Raw genomic sequence first — 17649 nt, 5'->3', positions numbered from 1 at the left:
GGGCCGGTCAGCGGGAGCCGTCCCGGCGCGGAGGTTACTTGTTGATGTCGGCGAAGATCTTGTCGAACACGCCGCCATCGGCGAAGTACTTCGGCTGCGCCTCTTTCCAACCGCCGAACTCCTTATCGATGGTTACCAGCTTGACTGGCTTGAACTGGTCCTTGAAGTCCGCTGCCACCTTGGCATCGCGGGGTCGATAGAAGTTCTGCGCGGCGATGCGCTGGCCCTCGGGACTGTAGAGGTACTGCAGGTAGGCCTCGGCCTGCTTGCGGGTTCCCTTCTTGTCGACCACCTTGTCCACCACCGCGACCGGCGGCTCGGCCAGGATCGACAGCGATGGGGTGACGATTTCCAGCTGGTCGCCGCCCTCTTCCTTGAGCGACAGATAGGCTTCGTTTTCCCAGGCGATCAGCACGTCGCCCAACTGGCGCTGCACGAAGCTGATGGTGGCGCCGCGAGCGCCGGTATCCAGTACCGGGGCGTGGCGATAGAGTTCGGTGACGAACTTCAATGCCTCGGCATCGCTGCCGTACTTGGCCTTGGCATAGGCCCAGGCGGCGAGGAAGTTCCAGCGGGCACCGCCGGAGGTCTTGGGATTGGGGGTGATGACCTGGACATCCTTCTTCACCAGATCGTCCCAGTCCTTGATGCCCTTGGGATTGCCCTTGCGCACCAGGAAGACGATGGTGGAAGTGTAGGGCGTGCTGTTGTCTGCCAGCCGCTTCTGCCAGTTCGGATCGACCAGTTGCTGGTGCAGATTCAGCGCATCGATATCGCCCGACAGCGCCAGGGTCACCACGTCGGCCTGCAGGCCATCGATCACCGAGCGTGCCTGCTTGCCGGAGCCGCCGTGGGAATTCTTGATGGTCACGTCTTCACCGGTCTCGGCCTTCCAGTGCTTGGCGAAAGCGGCGTTGTACTGCTGATAGAGCTCGCGGGTCGGGTCGTAGGACACGTTGAGCAGCTCGACGGCGTGGACCGAGCTGGCGAACAGGGCACTGGCCAGCGCGGCCAGGGCGAAACGGCGAATGGACATGGAAACGCTCCTTGAAGTTGGAAAGCCGGACACCGTCTGGCAGGCGCCTTGCCCGCTCGTCCGCTAACCTCGAAAACTCAGTGCTTGTTTGCTTGGCCGGTCTGGGGCCGGAATTTTTCCTTACGCTCGATCTGCACCACCTGACCATTGTGCACGGTGATCTCGATGGCGCCGAACCTGAGGCCACTCAGGGCCTGCTGAATGTCGCGGAGCAGTGCGGTTTCGTCCTGGTTTTCCAGGCTGCGGAACGGAACGGGGCTCATGGGATGGCGTCCTCGGATGAGGTGGTTGGCGAAGAGGTGGCGCCATCTTAGGGGGTCGATATTTATTTCTTAAAATTGCTAATAATGCTTTGTTTATGCATTTTTAGAATTAACGCTCTGTGAAGGACACGTTGTGTAGCAAAAGGGAGGGCTGGATTTCTCGCCCATGCCGGCAATAATGCGCGAACACCTGTTCACTGAACTTTCCGTGACAGCTGCATTACCCATCTCGCGCGAGGTCCTCTGCGTCCATGAGCTATAACGGCCTGCTCGACCTGACGGTTTGGCAACTGGTGGTAGTCACCCTGGTGCTGACTCACCTGACCATCGTCAGCGTCACCGTCTACCTGCATCGCTACTCCGCCCACCGTTCGCTGGAGCTGCACCCTGCGCTCAAGCACGCCTTCCGCTTCTGGCTGTGGCTGACCACGGCGATGAACACCCGAGAGTGGACTGCCATCCACCGCAAGCACCACGCCAAGTGCGAAACCGTGGACGATCCCCACAGCCCGGTGCACAAGGGGCTGGCCACGGTGGTTCGCCGTGGCGCCGAACTGTACAAGGCCGAGGCGAGCAACGCCGAGACGCTGCGTATCTACGGCAAGAACTGCCCGGACGACTGGATCGAGCGCAAGCTCTATTCCAACCCGCGCACCCGCAACCTGGGCGTCGTCCTGCTGCTGCTGATCGATGTCGCCCTGTTCGGGGCCCTGGGCCTCACCGTCTGGGCGATCCAGATGGTCTGGATTCCCTTCTGGGCCGCCGGTGTGGTCAATGGCCTGGGCCATGCGGTGGGTTATCGCAACTTCGAATGCCGCGACGCCGCCACCAACCTGGTGCCCTGGGGCATCGTCATTGGCGGTGAAGAGCTGCACAACAACCATCACACCTATCCGAATTCGGCCAAGCTGTCGGTCAAGCGCTGGGAATTCGACATGGGCTGGGCCTGGATCAAGCTGTTCACCTGGCTGCGCCTGGCCAAGGTCAATCGCATCGCGCCCATCGCCCATCGCATCGAGGGCAAGGGACAGCTGGACATGGATACCGCCATGGCCATCCTCAACAACCGCTTCCAGATCATGGCCCAGTACCGCAAGCAGGTGATCGGCCCGTTGCTGCGTCAGGAACGCGGCAGCGCCGCCGCCGCCCAGCGTCCGTTGTTCCGCCGTGCTCGTGGCCTGCTGGCGCGCGAAACCAGCCTGCTCAAAGCCCGTCATCAAGTACGTATCGATGAACTGCTCGAGCACAGCCAGGCGCTCAGGCTGATCTACGAAAAGCGCCTGGCGCTGCAACAGATCTGGGCGCGCACCAGTGCCAACGGACACGACATGCTGGCCGCGACCCGGCAGTGGATCGGCGAGGCGGAAGCCAGTGGCATCCAGTCCCTGCGGGAGTTCGCCGAGCAACTGAAGACCTACTCCCTGAGGCCTGCCGGGACCGCCTGAGAAGGGCTTCACAAAAGCCCGCCGAAGCGGCGGGCTGCGCCGTGCACTGATTGAACCTGGCGGGCTCTGATCGGCTCTAATTCCCTCAGGACCCCGCGTAGGCGCATTTGTATATGGACGAACAACCCCTGCTGTCTGCTCTTCCCACCCCGGAAGAGAATCTTCTGGCTCTGCTGCATGCCCGGGCCGAGACAGACCGCCTGCGTGATCGTGAGCAGCTGTTCAGCGCGCTCCTAGAAAGCGTCAACGCCGTGCTCTGGGCACTGGATTGGCGCACGCGGCAGATCATCTACGTCAGCCCCGCGTACGAACAGATCTTCGGCCGCTCCCAGTCGCTGGTGCTGAGCGACTACAGCACCTGGCTCAACAATATCTACCCGGATGACCTCGAGTACGCCCAGCGCACGCTGGAGCAGGTGATCGAGCAGGGCGCCGTGGAGTCGCGGGAGTACCGTATCATCCGCGCCGACGGCGAGATTCGCTGGCTCAGCGACAAGTGCTTCGTCAGCCAGCGCAGCGAGGCTGGCATGCCCCTGCTGGTGGTAGGCATCGCCGAAGACATCACCGAAAAGAAGCGCATGGAGGAGGAGCTGCAGCGGCTTGCCACCACCGACGTGCTGACTCGCAGCAGCAATCGCCGGCATTTCTTCGAGAGCGCGCAGCGCGCCTTCGAGTTCGCCCAGAGCGAAGGCGAGTCCCTGGCTTTCCTGTTGCTCGACATCGACGACTTCAAGAAGATCAACGACCGCTTCGGCCACCAGATGGGCGATCAGGTGTTACAGCGTGTTGCTGAATGCGGGGTCCAGACCACCCGCCGCGGCGACCTGTTCGGCCGCATCGGCGGTGAGGAGTTCGCATTGCTGCTGCCCGGTTGCGATGCAGAGCTCGCCCTGCAGATCGGAAGCCGTCTACAACGCGCGGTTCGGCAGCTCGCGGTCCCCACGACCGATGGTCCACTCAAAGTAACCATCAGTCAGGGTTTGGCTGTACTGCGTGAGGGGGATGTTTCGCTGGATACCCTCTACGTACGCGCGGACGAGGCCATGTACCAAGCCAAGCGGCAAGGTAAAGATCAGATCGTTCACGGCTAGACGAAACGCTTTTTTGCAATTAGCTTTCGCAACGTGGAAGACAGTGGCGGGGGGACTGTGCTGGAGATCGCAATCAAAAAGTCGATCAGGCACGGAAAATTCCTCAAATTGAAACAAAAGCCCTCTAGCTTTCCCTTCCGCATGGCCCGTCGGGCATTTCACCAGCAGGCGCTGACACCTCTGGTGACTGCATAACAACGATTTACCCTTGGAGCACATATGGTCAAGAAGCCCTTGGTGGTTGCGGTCTCCGCAGCCTGCCTGAACCTGTCCCTGATCGCCGCCTCGCAAGCCGCCGGCTTCATCGAGGACAGCAAAGCCACGCTGAGCCTGCGCAACTTCTACTACAACAACGACAACCGCAACGAAGCCTCCTACGCTGCCCGTAATCCCTCCAAGGTCGAGGAGTGGGGCCAGGGCTTCCTGCTGAACTATCAGTCGGGCTTCACCCAGGGCACCGTCGGTTTCGGTGTCGACGCCATCGGCATGCTGGGTCTGCGCCTTGACGGCAGCGGCCATGCTGGTCGCTCCACCAACTCCAACCAGCCGGGTACCATGTTCCCGCGTGAGACGGACAACAGCTCCGTAGACGAGTTCTCCAGCCTTGGTGCTACCGCCAAGATGAAGATCTCCGAAACCGAGTTCCGCTACGGCACCCTGATGCCCAAGCTGCCGGTTGTGGTCTTCAACGACGGTCGTCTGCTGCCGCAGACCTACCAAGGTGCTCAGGTGACGTCCAAGGACATCAAGGACCTGACCCTGACCGGCGGCCAATTGCAGAGCGCGAAAAACCGTAACTCCACCGATCAGGACCAACTGTCCATCGCTGGCTCCAACAGCGGTACCACTGCACGTGACAGCAACAAGTTCAACTTCATCGGCGGTGACTACAAGGTCACCAAAGACCTGACCCTACAGTACTACTTCGGTCAGCTGGAAGACTTCTACAACCAGCACTTCCTGGGTCTGACCCATGCCGTCAAGCTGGGCGACGGTACCTTCAAGACCGACCTGCGCTACTTCAATAGCAAGGGCAATGGCGATAACAAGGACGCCGATACCCAAGGCGCCCTGTATGCTTCTTCTGGCTACTATGGTGGCACCCGTACCCGTGGCGAAGTGGATAACCGTCTCTACAGCGGCCTGTTCACCTACTCCATTTACGGCCACACCCTGGGTCTGGGCTACCAGAACACCAGCGGCGACAGCAACTTCCCGTATCTGAACGAGGCTGGTGGCGCTTCGACCTACACCATCACCGATATCCAGATCAACAACTTCACCCGTTCCGGCGAAGACACCTGGCAAGCTCGCTACTCCTATGACTTCGGTCAGCTGGGCGTGAAGGGCCTGACCGCTGGTGTCATCTATCAGCGCGGCGACAACATCCGCACCTCCGCTGGCAGTGATTTCATGGAGTGGGAACGCGACCTGACCGTCAGCTACGTCATTCCGGAAGGCCAGCTGAAAGGTCTGGGCTTCACCTGGCGTAACGCCATGCTGCGTACCGACCTGCCGGCCGCTACCCAGCGTGATCAGGACGAGAACCGTCTGATCGTCAGCTACACCCTGCCGCTGCTCTAAGCCGCGTCCAGGTCAAGAAAAAGCCCGTCGCAAGACGGGCTTTTTCGTTTCCGCCAGACTTAGCGACCGGTCGGCTGCTGCTGGGTGATGCAGTGGATGTTGCCACCCCCCAGCAGGATCTCACGACCGGGCACCTGCACTACTTCATGGTCCGGGAAGCAGGCCTGCAGGGTGCGCAGGGCTTCGGCGTCCTCGGGGACGTCGAAGGTCGGGGCAATGATGCCGCCGTTGACGATGAGGAAGTTGACGTAGGAGGCTGCCAGGCGCTCCCCGGCACGGCGGGGCTGGGTGCCCAGGCAGGCGTCCACGTCGCGGCATTCCTCCTCGCGGGCGAACAGCGGGCCGGGAGTGACGATGCGGTGGACCTTGAAGGGGCGACCGCGGGCATCGGTCTCGCGCTCCAGCACGGCCAGGGCCTCGCGGCAGCGGCTGTAGTTGGGATCCGCTTCGTCGTCACACCAGCTCAGCAGTACCTCCCCAGGCCGCACGTAGCAGCAGAAGTTGTCCACGTGGCCGTTGGTCTCGTCGTTGTAGAGGCCGTGGGGCAGCCAGACTACCTTGTCCACCGCCAGGTAGTCGCTCAGGTAGCCTTCGATCTCGGCGCGATCCAGATGTGGATTGCGATTGGGATTGAGCAGGCATTCCTCGGTGGTAATCAGGGTACCTTCGCCGTCCACGTGGATGGAGCCGCCCTCGAGGACGAAGTCCGGCGTGCGATAGCCCTGCAGGTTCTCGATCGCGAGGATCTTGCCGGCCACCTGGTCGTCGCGCTGCCAGGGGAAGTACAGGCCGCCGTCCAGGCCGCCCCAGGCATTGAAGCTCCAGTCCACGCCACGCACGCCGCCCTGGCCGTCACTGACGAAGGTGGGACCGGTGTCGCGGCACCAGGCGTCGTCGTTGCTGATTTCCACCACGCGGATATTCGGGTGCTGCAGGCGCGCCCGGGCATTCTCGTATTGGCCTGCGGAGGCACCGACGGTGACCGGTTCGAAGCGAGCGATGGCCTGGGCGACCGCGGTGAAGGCTGCCTGCGCTGGCTTGCCGCCGAGGCGCCAGTTATCGGGGCGCTCGGGCCAGACCATCAAGATCTGGCGCTGGTCGGCCCATTCGGCCGGCATGTGGAAGCCGTCGGCACGCGGCGTGGTGAGGGTGGTCATGGCAAGGCTCTCCGTCAGAGTCTTCGGGCGTTGGAGGGTGCGGGGCAGTCGGCGCGGGAGCGTCCGAGAGGGCTGCAGCCGGCGCGTAAAGGGGCGCGCGAGGTCCGCAGTCTATCTCCTGAGTGGTACGGAGCGTCAGCGATGCGGGAGGCAACGGCGCCACGGATCGCGAGTGGAGGAGCCTTGCCGATCGATTCAAGAGCGACCGGCAAGGCGGGGCTCACACGGTATGCAGGTACCAGTTGTACTCGAGGTCGGAGATGGAGTGTTCGAATTCCTCCAGCTCGTGCTCCTTGCAGGCGACGAATATGTCGATGTACTTGGGATCTATGTACTCGGCCATCACCGAGCTGTCGTCCAGGTAGCGCAGGGCGTCGCGCAGGTTGTTCGGCAGACTCTGCTCGTGCTGCTCGTAGGAGTTGCCCTCGGTGACCGGGCCGGGCTCGATCTGCCGCGTGATGCCGTGGTGCACGCCGGCCAGTACGCCAGCCAGCAGCAGGTAGGGGTTGGCGTCGGCGCCTGCCACCCGGTGCTCGATGCGGTGGGCTTCCGGGGTGCCGGTGGGTACGCGTAGGGCGGTGGTGCGATTGTCCAGGCCCCAGCTCGGTGCATTGGGCACGAAGAACTGCGAACCGAAGCGGCGGTAGCTGTTCACGTTGGGGCAGAGGAAGGCCATGCAGGCGGGCAGGGTCTCGAGCACACCGCCGATGGCGTGACGCAAGGCGGCGTTCTGCTCGGGATCCTCGCCGGCGAAGATGTTGTGACCGTCCTTGTCCAGCAGCGAGATGTGCACGTGCAAGCCGTTGCCCGCCTGGCCCGGATAGGGCTTGGCCATGAAGGTGGTGTCCATCTCATGGTCGTAGGCGACGTTCTTGATCAGGCGCTTGAGCAGCACGGCGTAGTCGCAGGCCTTGATCGGATCGGCGACATGCTTGAGGTTGACCTCGAACTGGGCCGGAGCGGATTCGGCGACGATGGCGTCGGCCGGGATGCCCTGGGCGCGGGCGCCGTCGATGATGTCCTGCAGGCAGTCGGCGTATTCGTCGAGATCGTCCATGGAATAGACCTGGACCGACTGGGGCCGCTTGCCGGAAATGGGCGAGCGTGGCGGTTGCGGCCGGCCGTTGATGTTCTCCTGATCGATCAGATAGAACTCCAGCTCGAAGGCGGCGCAAACGGTGAGGCCGAGTTCGTCGAAGCGTTGGACGACCTGACGGAGGACTTCACGGGGGTCGGCGAAGAAGGGCTCGCCTTCCATCTCGTGCATGGTCATCAGCAGTTGCGCGGTAGGGCGCTTCTGCCAGGGCTCCATACATAGGGTGTCGGTGATGGGGAAGCAGACGCGGTCGGCGTCGCCGATGTCGAGGCCGAGACCGGTGCTTTCGACGGTGGAGCCGGTGATATCGAGGGCGAAGAGCGAAGCGGGGAGGTTGATTCCTTTCTCGAAGACTTTGGGCAGATTGTTGCGCTCGATGCGTTTGCCACGCACCACGCCATTCATATCCGCAATCAGAAGATCGACGAACTGGACCTCGGGGTGTTCCCTGAGGAAGTCGGTCGCTTCATCCAAACGAACGGCACGCGGGGGTACCGACATGATGAAACACCTTTGCTTTTGGCTGCGCTCGACAAAACGGTTAGCGCCTGACGCGCCTGTTTGCCCAGTGGGCCAACCGCAGTGAGGGCACGAGTGCCCGCTGTCGATCCGACAGCGACCTGAGAGTACGGTCTCGCCTGCGCTCCGACGCTTTGTCAGCGCCCCTGTTAAAAATATCAATCAGCGGAGTTACCACATTGGAGTCAATCCGAAAGGCAGGCCAAAGTCAACTGGGGTCGAGCCTGCCCGCAGGTGGTGCGCGAGCGCCTGTTTTTGGCGCATTCCCCGGTCGTAAATGACCCGCTTCAAGGCCCGTCTGTGCAGAATCTCGAAAGTTTTTGCCGGTGGTTGTGAAAAAAAACGAACAAGACTAGGCTCGGATGATTCCAGATCGCCCCGGTGTCCCATGCCCGTGCTGCCGCTCATAGGTGTCACAGCCTGTACCAAGCAACTTGGCCTGCATCCCTTCCACATCGCTGGTGACAAGTACCTGCGAGCGGTGGTGGAGGGCGCCGGTGGCATGCCGCTGGTGATCCCGGCCCTGGCCGATCTGATCGCCACCGAGGCGCTGGTGGAGCGGCTCGATGGCCTGTTGTTCACCGGCTCGCCCTCCAATGTCGAACCCCTCCACTACCAGGGTACGCCCAGCGAACCCGGTACCCTGCACGACGCCGCCCGTGATGCCGTGACCTTGCCGCTGCTGCGCGTCGCCGTGGCGGCAGGCGTGCCGGTACTGGGCATCTGCCGGGGCTTCCAGGAGATGAACGTGGCCTTCGGCGGCAGCCTGCACCAGAAGGTCCACGAAGCCGGTCCCTTCATGGATCACCGTGAGCGTGGCGAAACGCTGGAAGAGCACTATGGCCTGCACCATCCGGTCGAGGTCCAGCCGGGTGGGTTATTCGAGTTCCTGGACCTGCCGGCGCGCTTCGAGGTGAATTCCATCCATGGCCAGGGCATCGACCGTCTCGCCCCCGGACTACGCGCCGAAGCGCTGGCCCCCGATGGCCTGATCGAGGCTGTCTCGGTCAAGGACGCTCGCACCTTCGCCTGCGGCGTGCAGTGGCACCCGGAATGGAAGGTGCGCAGCCATCCCGTGTACCTTGCCCTGTTCAAGGCGTTCGGCACCGCTTGCCAGGAGCGCGCTGCCGGTCGTTGATGCTGTCTATCCCGCTCGAACCTTCGAGGTCTTTATGAGCACCCCCCTTGACCGGCTCACCGCCTGGTTGAAAGAACGCAAGATCACCGAAGTGGAATGCCTGGTCGCTGACCTGACCGGCATCGCCCGCGGCAAGATTTCTCCCACCGCCAAGTTCCTCAACGAAAAGGGCATGCGCCTGCCGGAGAGCGTGCTCTTGCAGAGCGTGACCGGCGATTACGTCGCCGACGATATCTACTACGAGTTGCTCGACCCGGCCGACATCGACATGCACTGCCGGCCGGACGACCGCGCGGTGTTCCTGGTGCCCTGGGCACTGGAGCCCACCGCGCTGGTGATCCACGACACCTACGACAAGCGCGGCATCCCCATCGAGCTGTCGCCACGCAACCTGCTCAAGAAGGTGCTCAAGCTCTACGCCGAGCGTGGCTGGCAACCCATCGTCGCGCCGGAGATGGAGTTCTACCTGACCAAGCGCAGCGATGATCCCGACTATCCGCTGCAACCGCCGGTGGGTCGTTCCGGCCGCCAGGAGACCGGCCGCCAGTCCTTCTCCATCGACGCCGCCAACGAATTCGACCCGCTGTTCGAAGACATGTACGACTGGTGCGAGGCCCAGGAGCTGGATCTGGATACCCTGATCCACGAGGAAGGCACCGCCCAGATGGAGATTAACTTCCGTCACGGCGATCCGCTGCACCTGGCCGACCAGATCTTCGTCTTCAAGCGCACCCTGCGCGAGGCGGCGCTCAAGCACAACGTCACCGCCACCTTCATGGCCAAGCCCATGACCGGCGAGCCCGGCAGCGCCATGCACCTGCACCAGAGCGTGGTGGACTCGAAGACCGGCAAGACGGTGTTTTCCAATCCCGACGGCAGCATGAGCGAGCTGTTCCTGCACCATATCGGCGGGCTGCAGAAGTACATCCCCGAGGCACTGCCGCTGTTCGCGCCCAACGTCAATTCCTTCCGCCGCTTCCTGCCCGACACCTCGGCGCCGGTGAACGTGGAGTGGGGCGAGGAGAACCGTACCGTCGGCCTGCGGGTACCGGAATCCGATCCGCAGAATCGCCGGGTGGAGAATCGCCTGGCTGGTGCCGATGCCAACCCCTATCTCGCCCTCGGCGCCAGCCTGCTGTGCGGTTATCTGGGCATGGTGGAAGGCGTGGAGCCGAGCGCGCCGGTTCAGGGGCGTGGCTATGAGCGACGCAATCTGCGCCTACCGCTGACCCTGGAGGCGGCGCTGGAGCGTATGGAGCAGTCGGCGACCCTGGAACGCTACCTGGGCAATCGCTTCACCCGCGGCTACGTCGCGGTGAAGCGCGCCGAACACGAGAACTACAAGCGCGTGATCAGTTCGTGGGAGCGGGAATTCCTGCTGCTCAGCGTCTGAGCGCGATCCGAGGAGAGGCTTCGTGACTACCTTTACCACCGCCCATTGGCAGGACCTGAGTCGCCGGCATCTGCTGGCGCCCTTCACCGACTACCGCCAGCTCAACGAAAAGGGCGCACGCATCATCACCAAGGCCCAGGGCGTGCACCTCTGGGACAGCGAGGGCCAGCGCATCCTCGACGGCATGGCCGGGTTGTGGTGCGTCAACGTCGGCTATGGGCGTGAGGAGCTGGTGGAAGCGGCCAGCCGCCAGATGCGTGAATTGCCCTACTACAACCTGTTCTTCCAGACCGCCCACCCGCCGGTGCTGGAGTTGGCCAAAGTCATCGCCGAGCTGGCCCCGGAAGGCATGAACCATGTGTTCTTCACCGGTTCGGGCTCGGAAGCCAACGACACCGTGCTGCGCCTGGTGCGCCATTACTGGGCGATCAAGGGCCAGCCGGAGAAGCGGGTGGTCATCGGCCGCTGGAACGGCTACCACGGCTCGACCATGGCCGGCGCCAGCCTCGGCGGCATGGCGGCGATGCACGAGCAGGGCGGCCTGCTGCCCGACATCGTCCACATCCCGCAGCCCTACTGGTTCGGCGAGGGCGGCGAGATGAGTCCGGCGGAGTTCGGCGTCTGGGCTGCCGACCAGCTGGAGCGAAAGATTCTCGAGGTGGGCGAGGAGCGGGTCGCCGCCTTCATCGCCGAACCGATCCAGGGCGCCGGTGGCGTGGTCATCCCGCCGGAAAGCTACTGGCCGCGGGTACGCGAGATCCTCGCCAAGTACGACATCCTCTTCATCGCCGACGAGGTCATCTGCGGCTTCGGCCGCACCGGTGAGTGGTTCGGCAGCCAGTACTATGGCAACGCGCCGGACCTCATGCCCATCGCCAAGGGCCTTACCTCCGGCTACGTGCCCATGGGTGGGGTGATCGTGCGCGACGAGGTGGTCAAGGTGCTGGACGAAGGCGGCGAGTTCTATCACGGCTTCACCTATTCCGGGCATCCAGTGGCGGCTGCCGTGGCGCTGGAAAACATCCGCATCCTGCGCGACGAAGGTATCGTCGAGCGGGTCCGCAGCACCACGGCACCTTATTTGCAGAAGCGCTGGGCAGAGCTGGCCGACCATCCGCTGGTGGGGGAAACCCGCGGCGTGGGCATGGTGGCGGCGCTGGAACTGGTACGCGACAAGAAGACGCGGGCGCGGTACCCCGGCGGGGCAGGCATGCTCTGTCGCGAGCACTGCTTCCGCAACGGTCTGGTGATGCGCGCGGTGGGCGATACCATGATCATCGCACCGCCGTTGGTCATCACTCCGGAGTCCATCGACGAACTCGTCATCCTGGCTCGTCGCAGTCTCGATCAGACCCACGCGCTGCTGCGCGAGCGTGGCTGATGGCCTGCAAGGCTTGAGCCGAGCGGCGGACCTTGCCAGACTGCGCGCGGGCGCTGGCCGCGCACCAAGAAAAACAGACCAAACGATGACTTGAGGAGCACCACCGCATGAATGTTTTTGGCAAGACTCTTCTAGCACTGAGCCTGGCCGGCCTCTTCGCCGGCAACGCCTCGGCGGACCCCAAGGTGCTGCACGTCTACAACTGGAACGACTACATTGCCGAGGACACCATCGCCAACTTCGAGAAGGAGTCGGGCATCAAGGTGGTCTATGACGTCTACGACAGCAACGAGACCCTCGAGGCCAAGCTGCTGGCCGGCCGTTCCGGCTATGACGTGGTGGTGCCGTCCAACTCCTTCCTGGCCAAGCAGATCAAGGCCGGTGTCTACCAGCCGCTGGACAAGTCCAAGCTGTCCAACTACGGCAACCTCGATCCGCAGCTGATGAAGACCCTGGAAGTCAGCGATCCGGGCAACCAGTACGCCATCCCCTACCTGTGGGGCACCATCGGCATCGGCTACAACCCGGCCAAGGTCAAGGCTGCGCTGGGCGACAACGCCCCGGTGGATTCCTGGGATCTGATCTTCAAGCCCGAGAACCTCTCCAAGCTCAAGGGTTGCGGCGTTGCCGTGCTGGATTCGCCCACCGAGATCATCCCGGCCGGCCTGCACTACCTCGGCTACAAGCCGGATAGCCAGGATCCCAAGGAGATCAAGGCCGCCGAGGAGCTGTTCCTCAAGGTGCGTCCGTACATCACCTATTTCCACAGCTCTAAGTACATCTCGGACCTGGCCAACGGCAACGTCTGCGTGGCCGTCGGCTACTCCGGCGACATCGCCCAGGCCAAGGCCCGTGCGGCTGACGCCAAGAACGGTGTGACCGTGGCGTACAATATTCCCAAGGAAGGCGCCGGTACCTTCTTCGACACCATGGCCATTCCGAAGGACGCCGAGAACCCCGAGGGTGCGCTCAAGTTCATCAACTACATCATGGAGCCCAAGGTGATCGCCGCGATCAGCGACTACGTGCAGTATCCCAACGGCAACAAGGCGGCGACCCCGCTGGTGGCCGAAGAGATCCGCACCAACCCCGGCATCTACCCGACCCAGGAAACCATGACCAAGCTGTACGCCTTCCCGGACCTGCCGGCCAAGACGCAGCGTCTGATGACGCGCACCTGGACCACCATCAAGTCCGGCAAGTGATGCCTGCCGCCTCGTGCGGATGAAAGGACGGCACGCCGGAGACACCTCCGGCGTGCCGTACGTCTGTCTGGACCGCTGAAAGGGCATCGCCCCGCGACGCTCACCAAGAAAGGAGCCGCCCGTGCTTTCGTTGCGTAAAACCCTGCTGGCCGTGACCACCCTGACCGTCATGGGCACCGCTGTCGCCGAGCCGACGGTGCGCGTCTACAACTGGAGCGACTACGTCGGCGAGACCACCCTGGAGGACTTCCAGAAGGCCACCGGCATCACTCCGGTGTACGACGTCTTCGACTCCAACGAGACCCTCGAAGGCAAGCTGTTGGCCGGCCATACCGGCTACGACGTGGTGGTGCCCTCGAGCAACTTCCTGGCCAAGCAGATCAAGGCGGGCGCCTTCCAGAAGCTGGACAAGAGCCAGCTGCCGAATTGGCAGAATCTCGATCCGGCGCTGCTCAAGCAACTGGAGAAGAGCGATCCGGGCAACCAGTACGGCGTCCCCTATCTGTGGGGGACCAACGGGATCGGCTACAATGTCGACAAGGTCAAGGCCGCGCTGGGGACCGACAAGCTCGATTCCTGGGCCATCCTATTCGAACCCGAGAACCTCAAGAAGCTGAGCAAGTGCGGCGTTTCCTTCATGGATTCGCCCGATGAGGTCTATCCGGCCGTCCTGCAGTATCTGGGGCTCGACCCCAACAGCACCAATCCGGACGACTACAAGAAAGCCGAGGCGCAACTGCTCAAGGTGCGGCCTTACATCACCTACTTCCATTCCTCCAAGTACATCTCGGACCTGGCCAACGGCAACATCTGCGTGGCCTTCGGTTATTCCGGCGATGTGTTCCAGGCGCGTTCGCGTGCCGAGGAGGCGAAGAAGGGCGTCAACATCGGCTACGCGATTCCCAAGGAAGGCGCGAACCTCTGGTTCGACCTCCTGGCCATCCCCAAGGACGCCAAGAACGTGAGGGAGGCCCATGCCTTCATCAACTACCTGCTGCAGCCCGAGGTGATCGCCAAGGTCAGTGACTACGTCGGCTACGCCAACCCCAATCCCAAGGCCGGCGAGTTGATGAATGCCGAGTTGCGGCAGGACGAGACCGTCTATCCCCCGCAAGCGGTGATGGACAAGCTGTACGTCATGAAGGAGCTGCCCCCGCAGATCCTGCGCCTGGAGACCCGGAGCTGGACGCGAGTCAAGTCCGGCAAATAACCAACGCTAAGCGGACCGGCCGGGCCGGTCCCCGATTTTCCTGGGAGATGTACATGGCGACCGCCACCAGTGCCTTCAAGAAAGCCGCCACCGGCGACAAGAAAGCCAAGGAAGTCCTGGTCAAGATCGACCGGGTCACCAAGAAGTTCGATGAAACCGTCGCTGTCGACGACGTCTCCCTGACCATCAACAAGGGTGAGATCTTCGCCCTGCTCGGCGGCTCGGGCTCGGGAAAATCGACCCTGCTGCGCATGCTGGCCGGTTTCGAGCGGCCGAGCGAAGGGCGCATCTTCCTCGATGGCGTGGACATCACCGACATGCCGCCCTACGAGCGGCCGATCAACATGATGTTCCAGTCCTATGCGCTGTTCCCGCACATGAGCGTGGAGCAGAACATCGCCTTCGGCCTCAAGCAGGACAAGCTGCCCAAGACCGAGATCGACGCCCGCGTGGCCGAGATGCTCAAGCTGGTGCACATGACCCAGTACGCCAAGCGCAAGCCGCACCAGCTCTCCGGTGGCCAGCGCCAGCGGGTGGCCCTGGCGCGCTCCCTGGCCAAGCGGCCCAAGCTGCTGCTGCTCGACGAGCCCATGGGTGCCCTGGACAAGAAGTTGCGCTCGCAGATGCAGCTGGAGCTGGTGGAGATCATCGAGCGCGTGGGGGTGACCTGCGTGATGGTGACCCACGACCAGGAAGAAGCCATGACCATGGCCGAGCGTATCGCCATCATGCACCTGGGCTGGATCGCCCAAGTGGGCAGCCCCATGGACATCTACGAGACCCCGGCGAGCCGGCTGGTCTGCGAGTTCATCGGCAGCGTGAATATCTTCGACGGTGAGCTGACCGACGACGGCGCCGACCACGCCATCATCCAGAGTGCGCAGTTGGAGCGGCCGATCTACATCGGTCACGGCATCAGCACCCGCGCTCAGGAAAAGCAGATCACCTTCGCCCTGCGCCCGGAGAAGCTGCTGATGGGCACCAGCCTGCCGGCGGACCACGAACACCCCGACTACAACTGGTGCAGCGGCACCGTGCACGACATTGCCTACCTGGGCGGTCATTCGGTGTATCACGTCAAGTTGGTGACCGGACCCATCGTTCAGTGCTTCATCGCCAACGCCGAGCGCCTCGGTAAGCGACCCACCTGGGACGATCCCGTGGTGGTGTACTGGGAAGACGACAGCGGCGTGGTACTGCAAGCATGACCAGACCTCCCTTGCTCAAGCGCCTGCTGGATGGCCGCCGCCTGACCATTGGCGTGCCCTTCGTCTGGCTGTTCCTGTTCTTCCTGCTGCCGTTCCTGATCGTGCTGAAGATCAGTTTCTCGCTGGCGGACGTGGCCATCCCGCCCTATACCGAGTTGTTCAGCTACGCCGACCAGCAACTGGATATCGCGCTCAACTTCGGCAACTACCTGATGTTCGCCGGCGATCCGCTGTATCTGGACGCCTATCTCGGCTCGCTGAAGATGGCCGGTATCAGTACCCTGATCTGCCTGGTGGTGGGCTATCCCATGGCCTATGCCATCGCCCGTGCCAGCCGCGAGAAGCAGACGGTCCTGCTGCTGCTGATCATGATGCCGACCTGGACCGCCATCCTCATCCGCGTCTACGCCTGGATGGGGCTGCTGTCCACCAATGGCTTGATCAACAGCTTCCTGATGAATCTCGGGATCATCAGCAGTCCGCTGCAGATGCTCAACACCAACTTCGCGGTGTACCTGGGCATCGTCTATTCCTATCTGCCGTTCATGATCCTGCCGCTGTTCGCCAACCTGGTGAAGCACGATCTGACCCTGCTGGAAGCGGCGGGTGACCTCGGTGCCAGCCGTTTCACCAGCTTCTGGAAGATCACCGTGCCGCTGTCGAAGAACGGCATCATCGCCGGCTGCATGCTGGTGTTCATCCCGGCGGTGGGCGAATTCGTCATTCCCGAGCTGCTGGGTGGCCCGGAGACCCTGATGATCGGCCGCGTGCTCTGGCAGGAATTCTTCAACAACCGCGACTGGCCAGTGGCCTCGGCCCTGGCGGTGGTGATGCTGCTGATCCTCATCGTGCCCATCGTGCTGTTCAACAGAAACCAAGCCAAGGAACTGGAGGGCAAGCTATGAGAGGCCTCAAGTTCACCAACCTGATGCTGGTACTGGGACTGCTGTTCATCTACCTGCCGATGGTCATCCTGGTCATCTACTCCTTCAACGAGTCGCGCCTGGTGACGGTCTGGGGCGGCTGGTCGGTGAAGTGGTACGTCGGCCTGCTGGACAACAACCAGCTGATGAGCGCGGTGTTCCGTTCCCTGGAGATCGCCTTCTACACGGCCATCTCCTCGGTGATCCTCGGTACCCTGGCGGCCTTCGTGCTGACCCGCATCCCGCGCTTCCGCGGCCGCACCCTGTTCGGCGGCATGGTCACGGCGCCGCTGGTCATGCCCGAAGTCATCACCGGTCTGTCGCTGCTGCTGCTGTTCGTCTCCATGGCGCAGCTGATCGGCTGGCCCCAGGATCGTGGCGTGGTGACCATCTGGATCGCCCACACCAGCTTCTGCGCCTCCTACGTGGCGGTGGTGGTGTCCGCTCGCCTGCGCGAACTGGACCTGTCCATCGAAGAGGCGGCCATGGACCTGGGGGCGCGGCCGTGGAAGGTGTTCCTGCTGATCACCATACCCATGATCGCGCCGTCGCTGGCGGCGGGCGGCATGATGTCCTTCGCCCTGTCGCTGGACGACCTGGTGCTGGCCAGCTTCGTCTCCGGCCCCGGCTCGACCACCCTGCCGATGGAAGTGTTCTCCGCCGTGCGCCTGGGCGTGAAGCCGGAGATCAACGCCATCGCCAGTCTCATCCTGCTGGCGGTCTCGCTGTTCACCTTCCTGGCCTGGTACTTCACCCGTCGGGCCGAGAAGAAGCGCATACAGGGCTTGCAGGAGGCCATGGACGCCACTACCGCCGAAATCACCCAGCGCGAACGCGAAACGGCGACCCTCACGGCGCCGCCGGCCAGCAGCTGAGGGCTACGGGTAGTAAGAGCTACGGAAAGCGGCCTTCGGGCCGCTTTTTTTGTGTTCCAAGGCTGGCTGCGACAAGCGCGACAGCTCCCGCGAGGCGCGATTTGGTACCATTTGCCTTTTGCCAG

The 17649-nt window shown here is 63.0% G+C and carries 15 protein-coding genes; 11 read left to right on the top strand and 4 right to left on the bottom strand.

Translation table 11 applies throughout. The features are described from left to right. Positions 1-34 precede the first annotated feature (34 nt). Positions 35-1036, bottom strand: coding sequence for a sulfate ABC transporter substrate-binding protein (locus RND78_RS05630; RefSeq protein WP_312726742.1), 1002 nt, complete (start codon positions 1034-1036; stop codon positions 35-37). A gap of 77 nt (positions 1037-1113) precedes the next feature. Next, positions 1114-1299: a sulfur starvation response protein OscA gene (oscA, locus tag RND78_RS05625; protein ID WP_312726741.1), complete on the bottom strand. Its 186-nt coding sequence runs from the start codon at positions 1297-1299 to the stop codon at positions 1114-1116. 251 nt (positions 1300-1550) lie between these two features. Here oscA and desA point away from each other — a divergent pair, with 251 nt between their 5' ends. The 3 genes from desA (at position 1551) to RND78_RS05610 (ending at position 5419) form a co-directional block, all read left to right on the top strand. Then, complete coding sequence (desA, locus tag RND78_RS05620; RefSeq protein ID WP_312726740.1) at positions 1551-2744, top strand: delta-9 fatty acid desaturase DesA; 1194 nt, start codon at positions 1551-1553, stop codon at positions 2742-2744. Between the two features lie 113 nt (positions 2745-2857). Then, entirely contained in the window at positions 2858-3835 is a 978-nt protein-coding gene (locus RND78_RS05615) for a sensor domain-containing diguanylate cyclase (RefSeq protein ID WP_312726739.1), read from the top strand. A 219-nt stretch (positions 3836-4054) separates the two neighbouring features. After that, on the top strand, positions 4055-5419 hold the full coding sequence (locus tag RND78_RS05610; protein ID WP_312726738.1) for an OprD family porin: 1365 nt from the start codon (positions 4055-4057) through the stop codon (positions 5417-5419). Positions 5420-5478: 59 nt separating this feature from the next. Here RND78_RS05610 and aguA read toward each other — a convergent pair whose 3' ends face one another. Together aguA and RND78_RS05600 are read right to left on the bottom strand one after the other, a co-directional pair. Next, the gene (gene aguA / locus RND78_RS05605; RefSeq protein WP_312726737.1) at positions 5479-6576 is read right to left on the bottom strand and encodes an agmatine deiminase; all 1098 of its coding nucleotides are present in this window, start codon (positions 6574-6576) and stop codon (positions 5479-5481) included. Positions 6577-6796: 220 nt separating this feature from the next. After that, positions 6797-8173 carry a glutamine synthetase family protein gene (locus tag RND78_RS05600; RefSeq protein WP_312726736.1) on the bottom strand — a complete coding sequence of 459 codons (1377 nt, stop codon included), beginning with the start codon at positions 8171-8173 and terminating at the stop codon, positions 6797-6799. Between the two features lie 406 nt (positions 8174-8579). On the opposite strand from RND78_RS05600, the gene RND78_RS05595 reads away from it, so the two are divergent. The 8 genes from RND78_RS05595 (at position 8580) to RND78_RS05560 (ending at position 17524) form a co-directional block, all read left to right on the top strand. Continuing rightward, positions 8580-9329, top strand: coding sequence for a gamma-glutamyl-gamma-aminobutyrate hydrolase family protein (locus tag RND78_RS05595; RefSeq protein WP_312726735.1), 750 nt, complete (start codon positions 8580-8582; stop codon positions 9327-9329). A 34-nt stretch (positions 9330-9363) separates the two neighbouring features. Further along, the gene (locus tag RND78_RS05590; RefSeq protein WP_312726734.1) at positions 9364-10722 is read left to right on the top strand and encodes a glutamine synthetase family protein; all 1359 of its coding nucleotides are present in this window, start codon (positions 9364-9366) and stop codon (positions 10720-10722) included. A 22-nt stretch (positions 10723-10744) separates the two neighbouring features. Continuing rightward, on the top strand, positions 10745-12103 hold the full coding sequence (locus tag RND78_RS05585) for an aspartate aminotransferase family protein (protein ID WP_312726733.1): 1359 nt from the start codon (positions 10745-10747) through the stop codon (positions 12101-12103). Between the two features lie 107 nt (positions 12104-12210). Next, positions 12211-13308: a polyamine ABC transporter substrate-binding protein gene (locus RND78_RS05580; RefSeq protein ID WP_312726731.1), complete on the top strand. Its 1098-nt coding sequence runs from the start codon at positions 12211-12213 to the stop codon at positions 13306-13308. Positions 13309-13477: 169 nt separating this feature from the next. After that, positions 13478-14518, top strand: a complete 1041-nt coding sequence (locus RND78_RS05575; protein ID WP_312727274.1) for a polyamine ABC transporter substrate-binding protein — start codon at positions 13478-13480, stop codon at positions 14516-14518. Between the two features lie 53 nt (positions 14519-14571). Then, positions 14572-15726, top strand: coding sequence for a polyamine ABC transporter ATP-binding protein (gene potA / locus RND78_RS05570; RefSeq protein WP_312726729.1), 1155 nt, complete (start codon positions 14572-14574; stop codon positions 15724-15726). After that, positions 15723-16631: an ABC transporter permease subunit gene (locus RND78_RS05565; RefSeq protein ID WP_312726728.1), complete on the top strand. Its 909-nt coding sequence runs from the start codon at positions 15723-15725 to the stop codon at positions 16629-16631. The genes potA and RND78_RS05565 overlap by 4 nt, the downstream gene beginning before the upstream one ends. Then, positions 16628-17524 (top strand): ABC transporter permease subunit, encoded by an 897-nt coding sequence (locus RND78_RS05560; protein WP_312726727.1) that lies wholly within the window; start codon positions 16628-16630, stop codon positions 17522-17524. The genes RND78_RS05565 and RND78_RS05560 overlap by 4 nt, the downstream gene beginning before the upstream one ends. Positions 17525-17649 lie beyond the last annotated feature (125 nt).

Origin of the sequence: Pseudomonas oryzihabitans, from assembly GCF_032027545.1 — a bacterium.
Lineage (GTDB): Bacteria > Pseudomonadota > Gammaproteobacteria > Pseudomonadales > Pseudomonadaceae > Chryseomonas > Chryseomonas oryzihabitans_F.
Note: the sequence above shows the minus strand (reverse complement) of the source record. Positions and strands in the feature narration are given on the sequence as shown.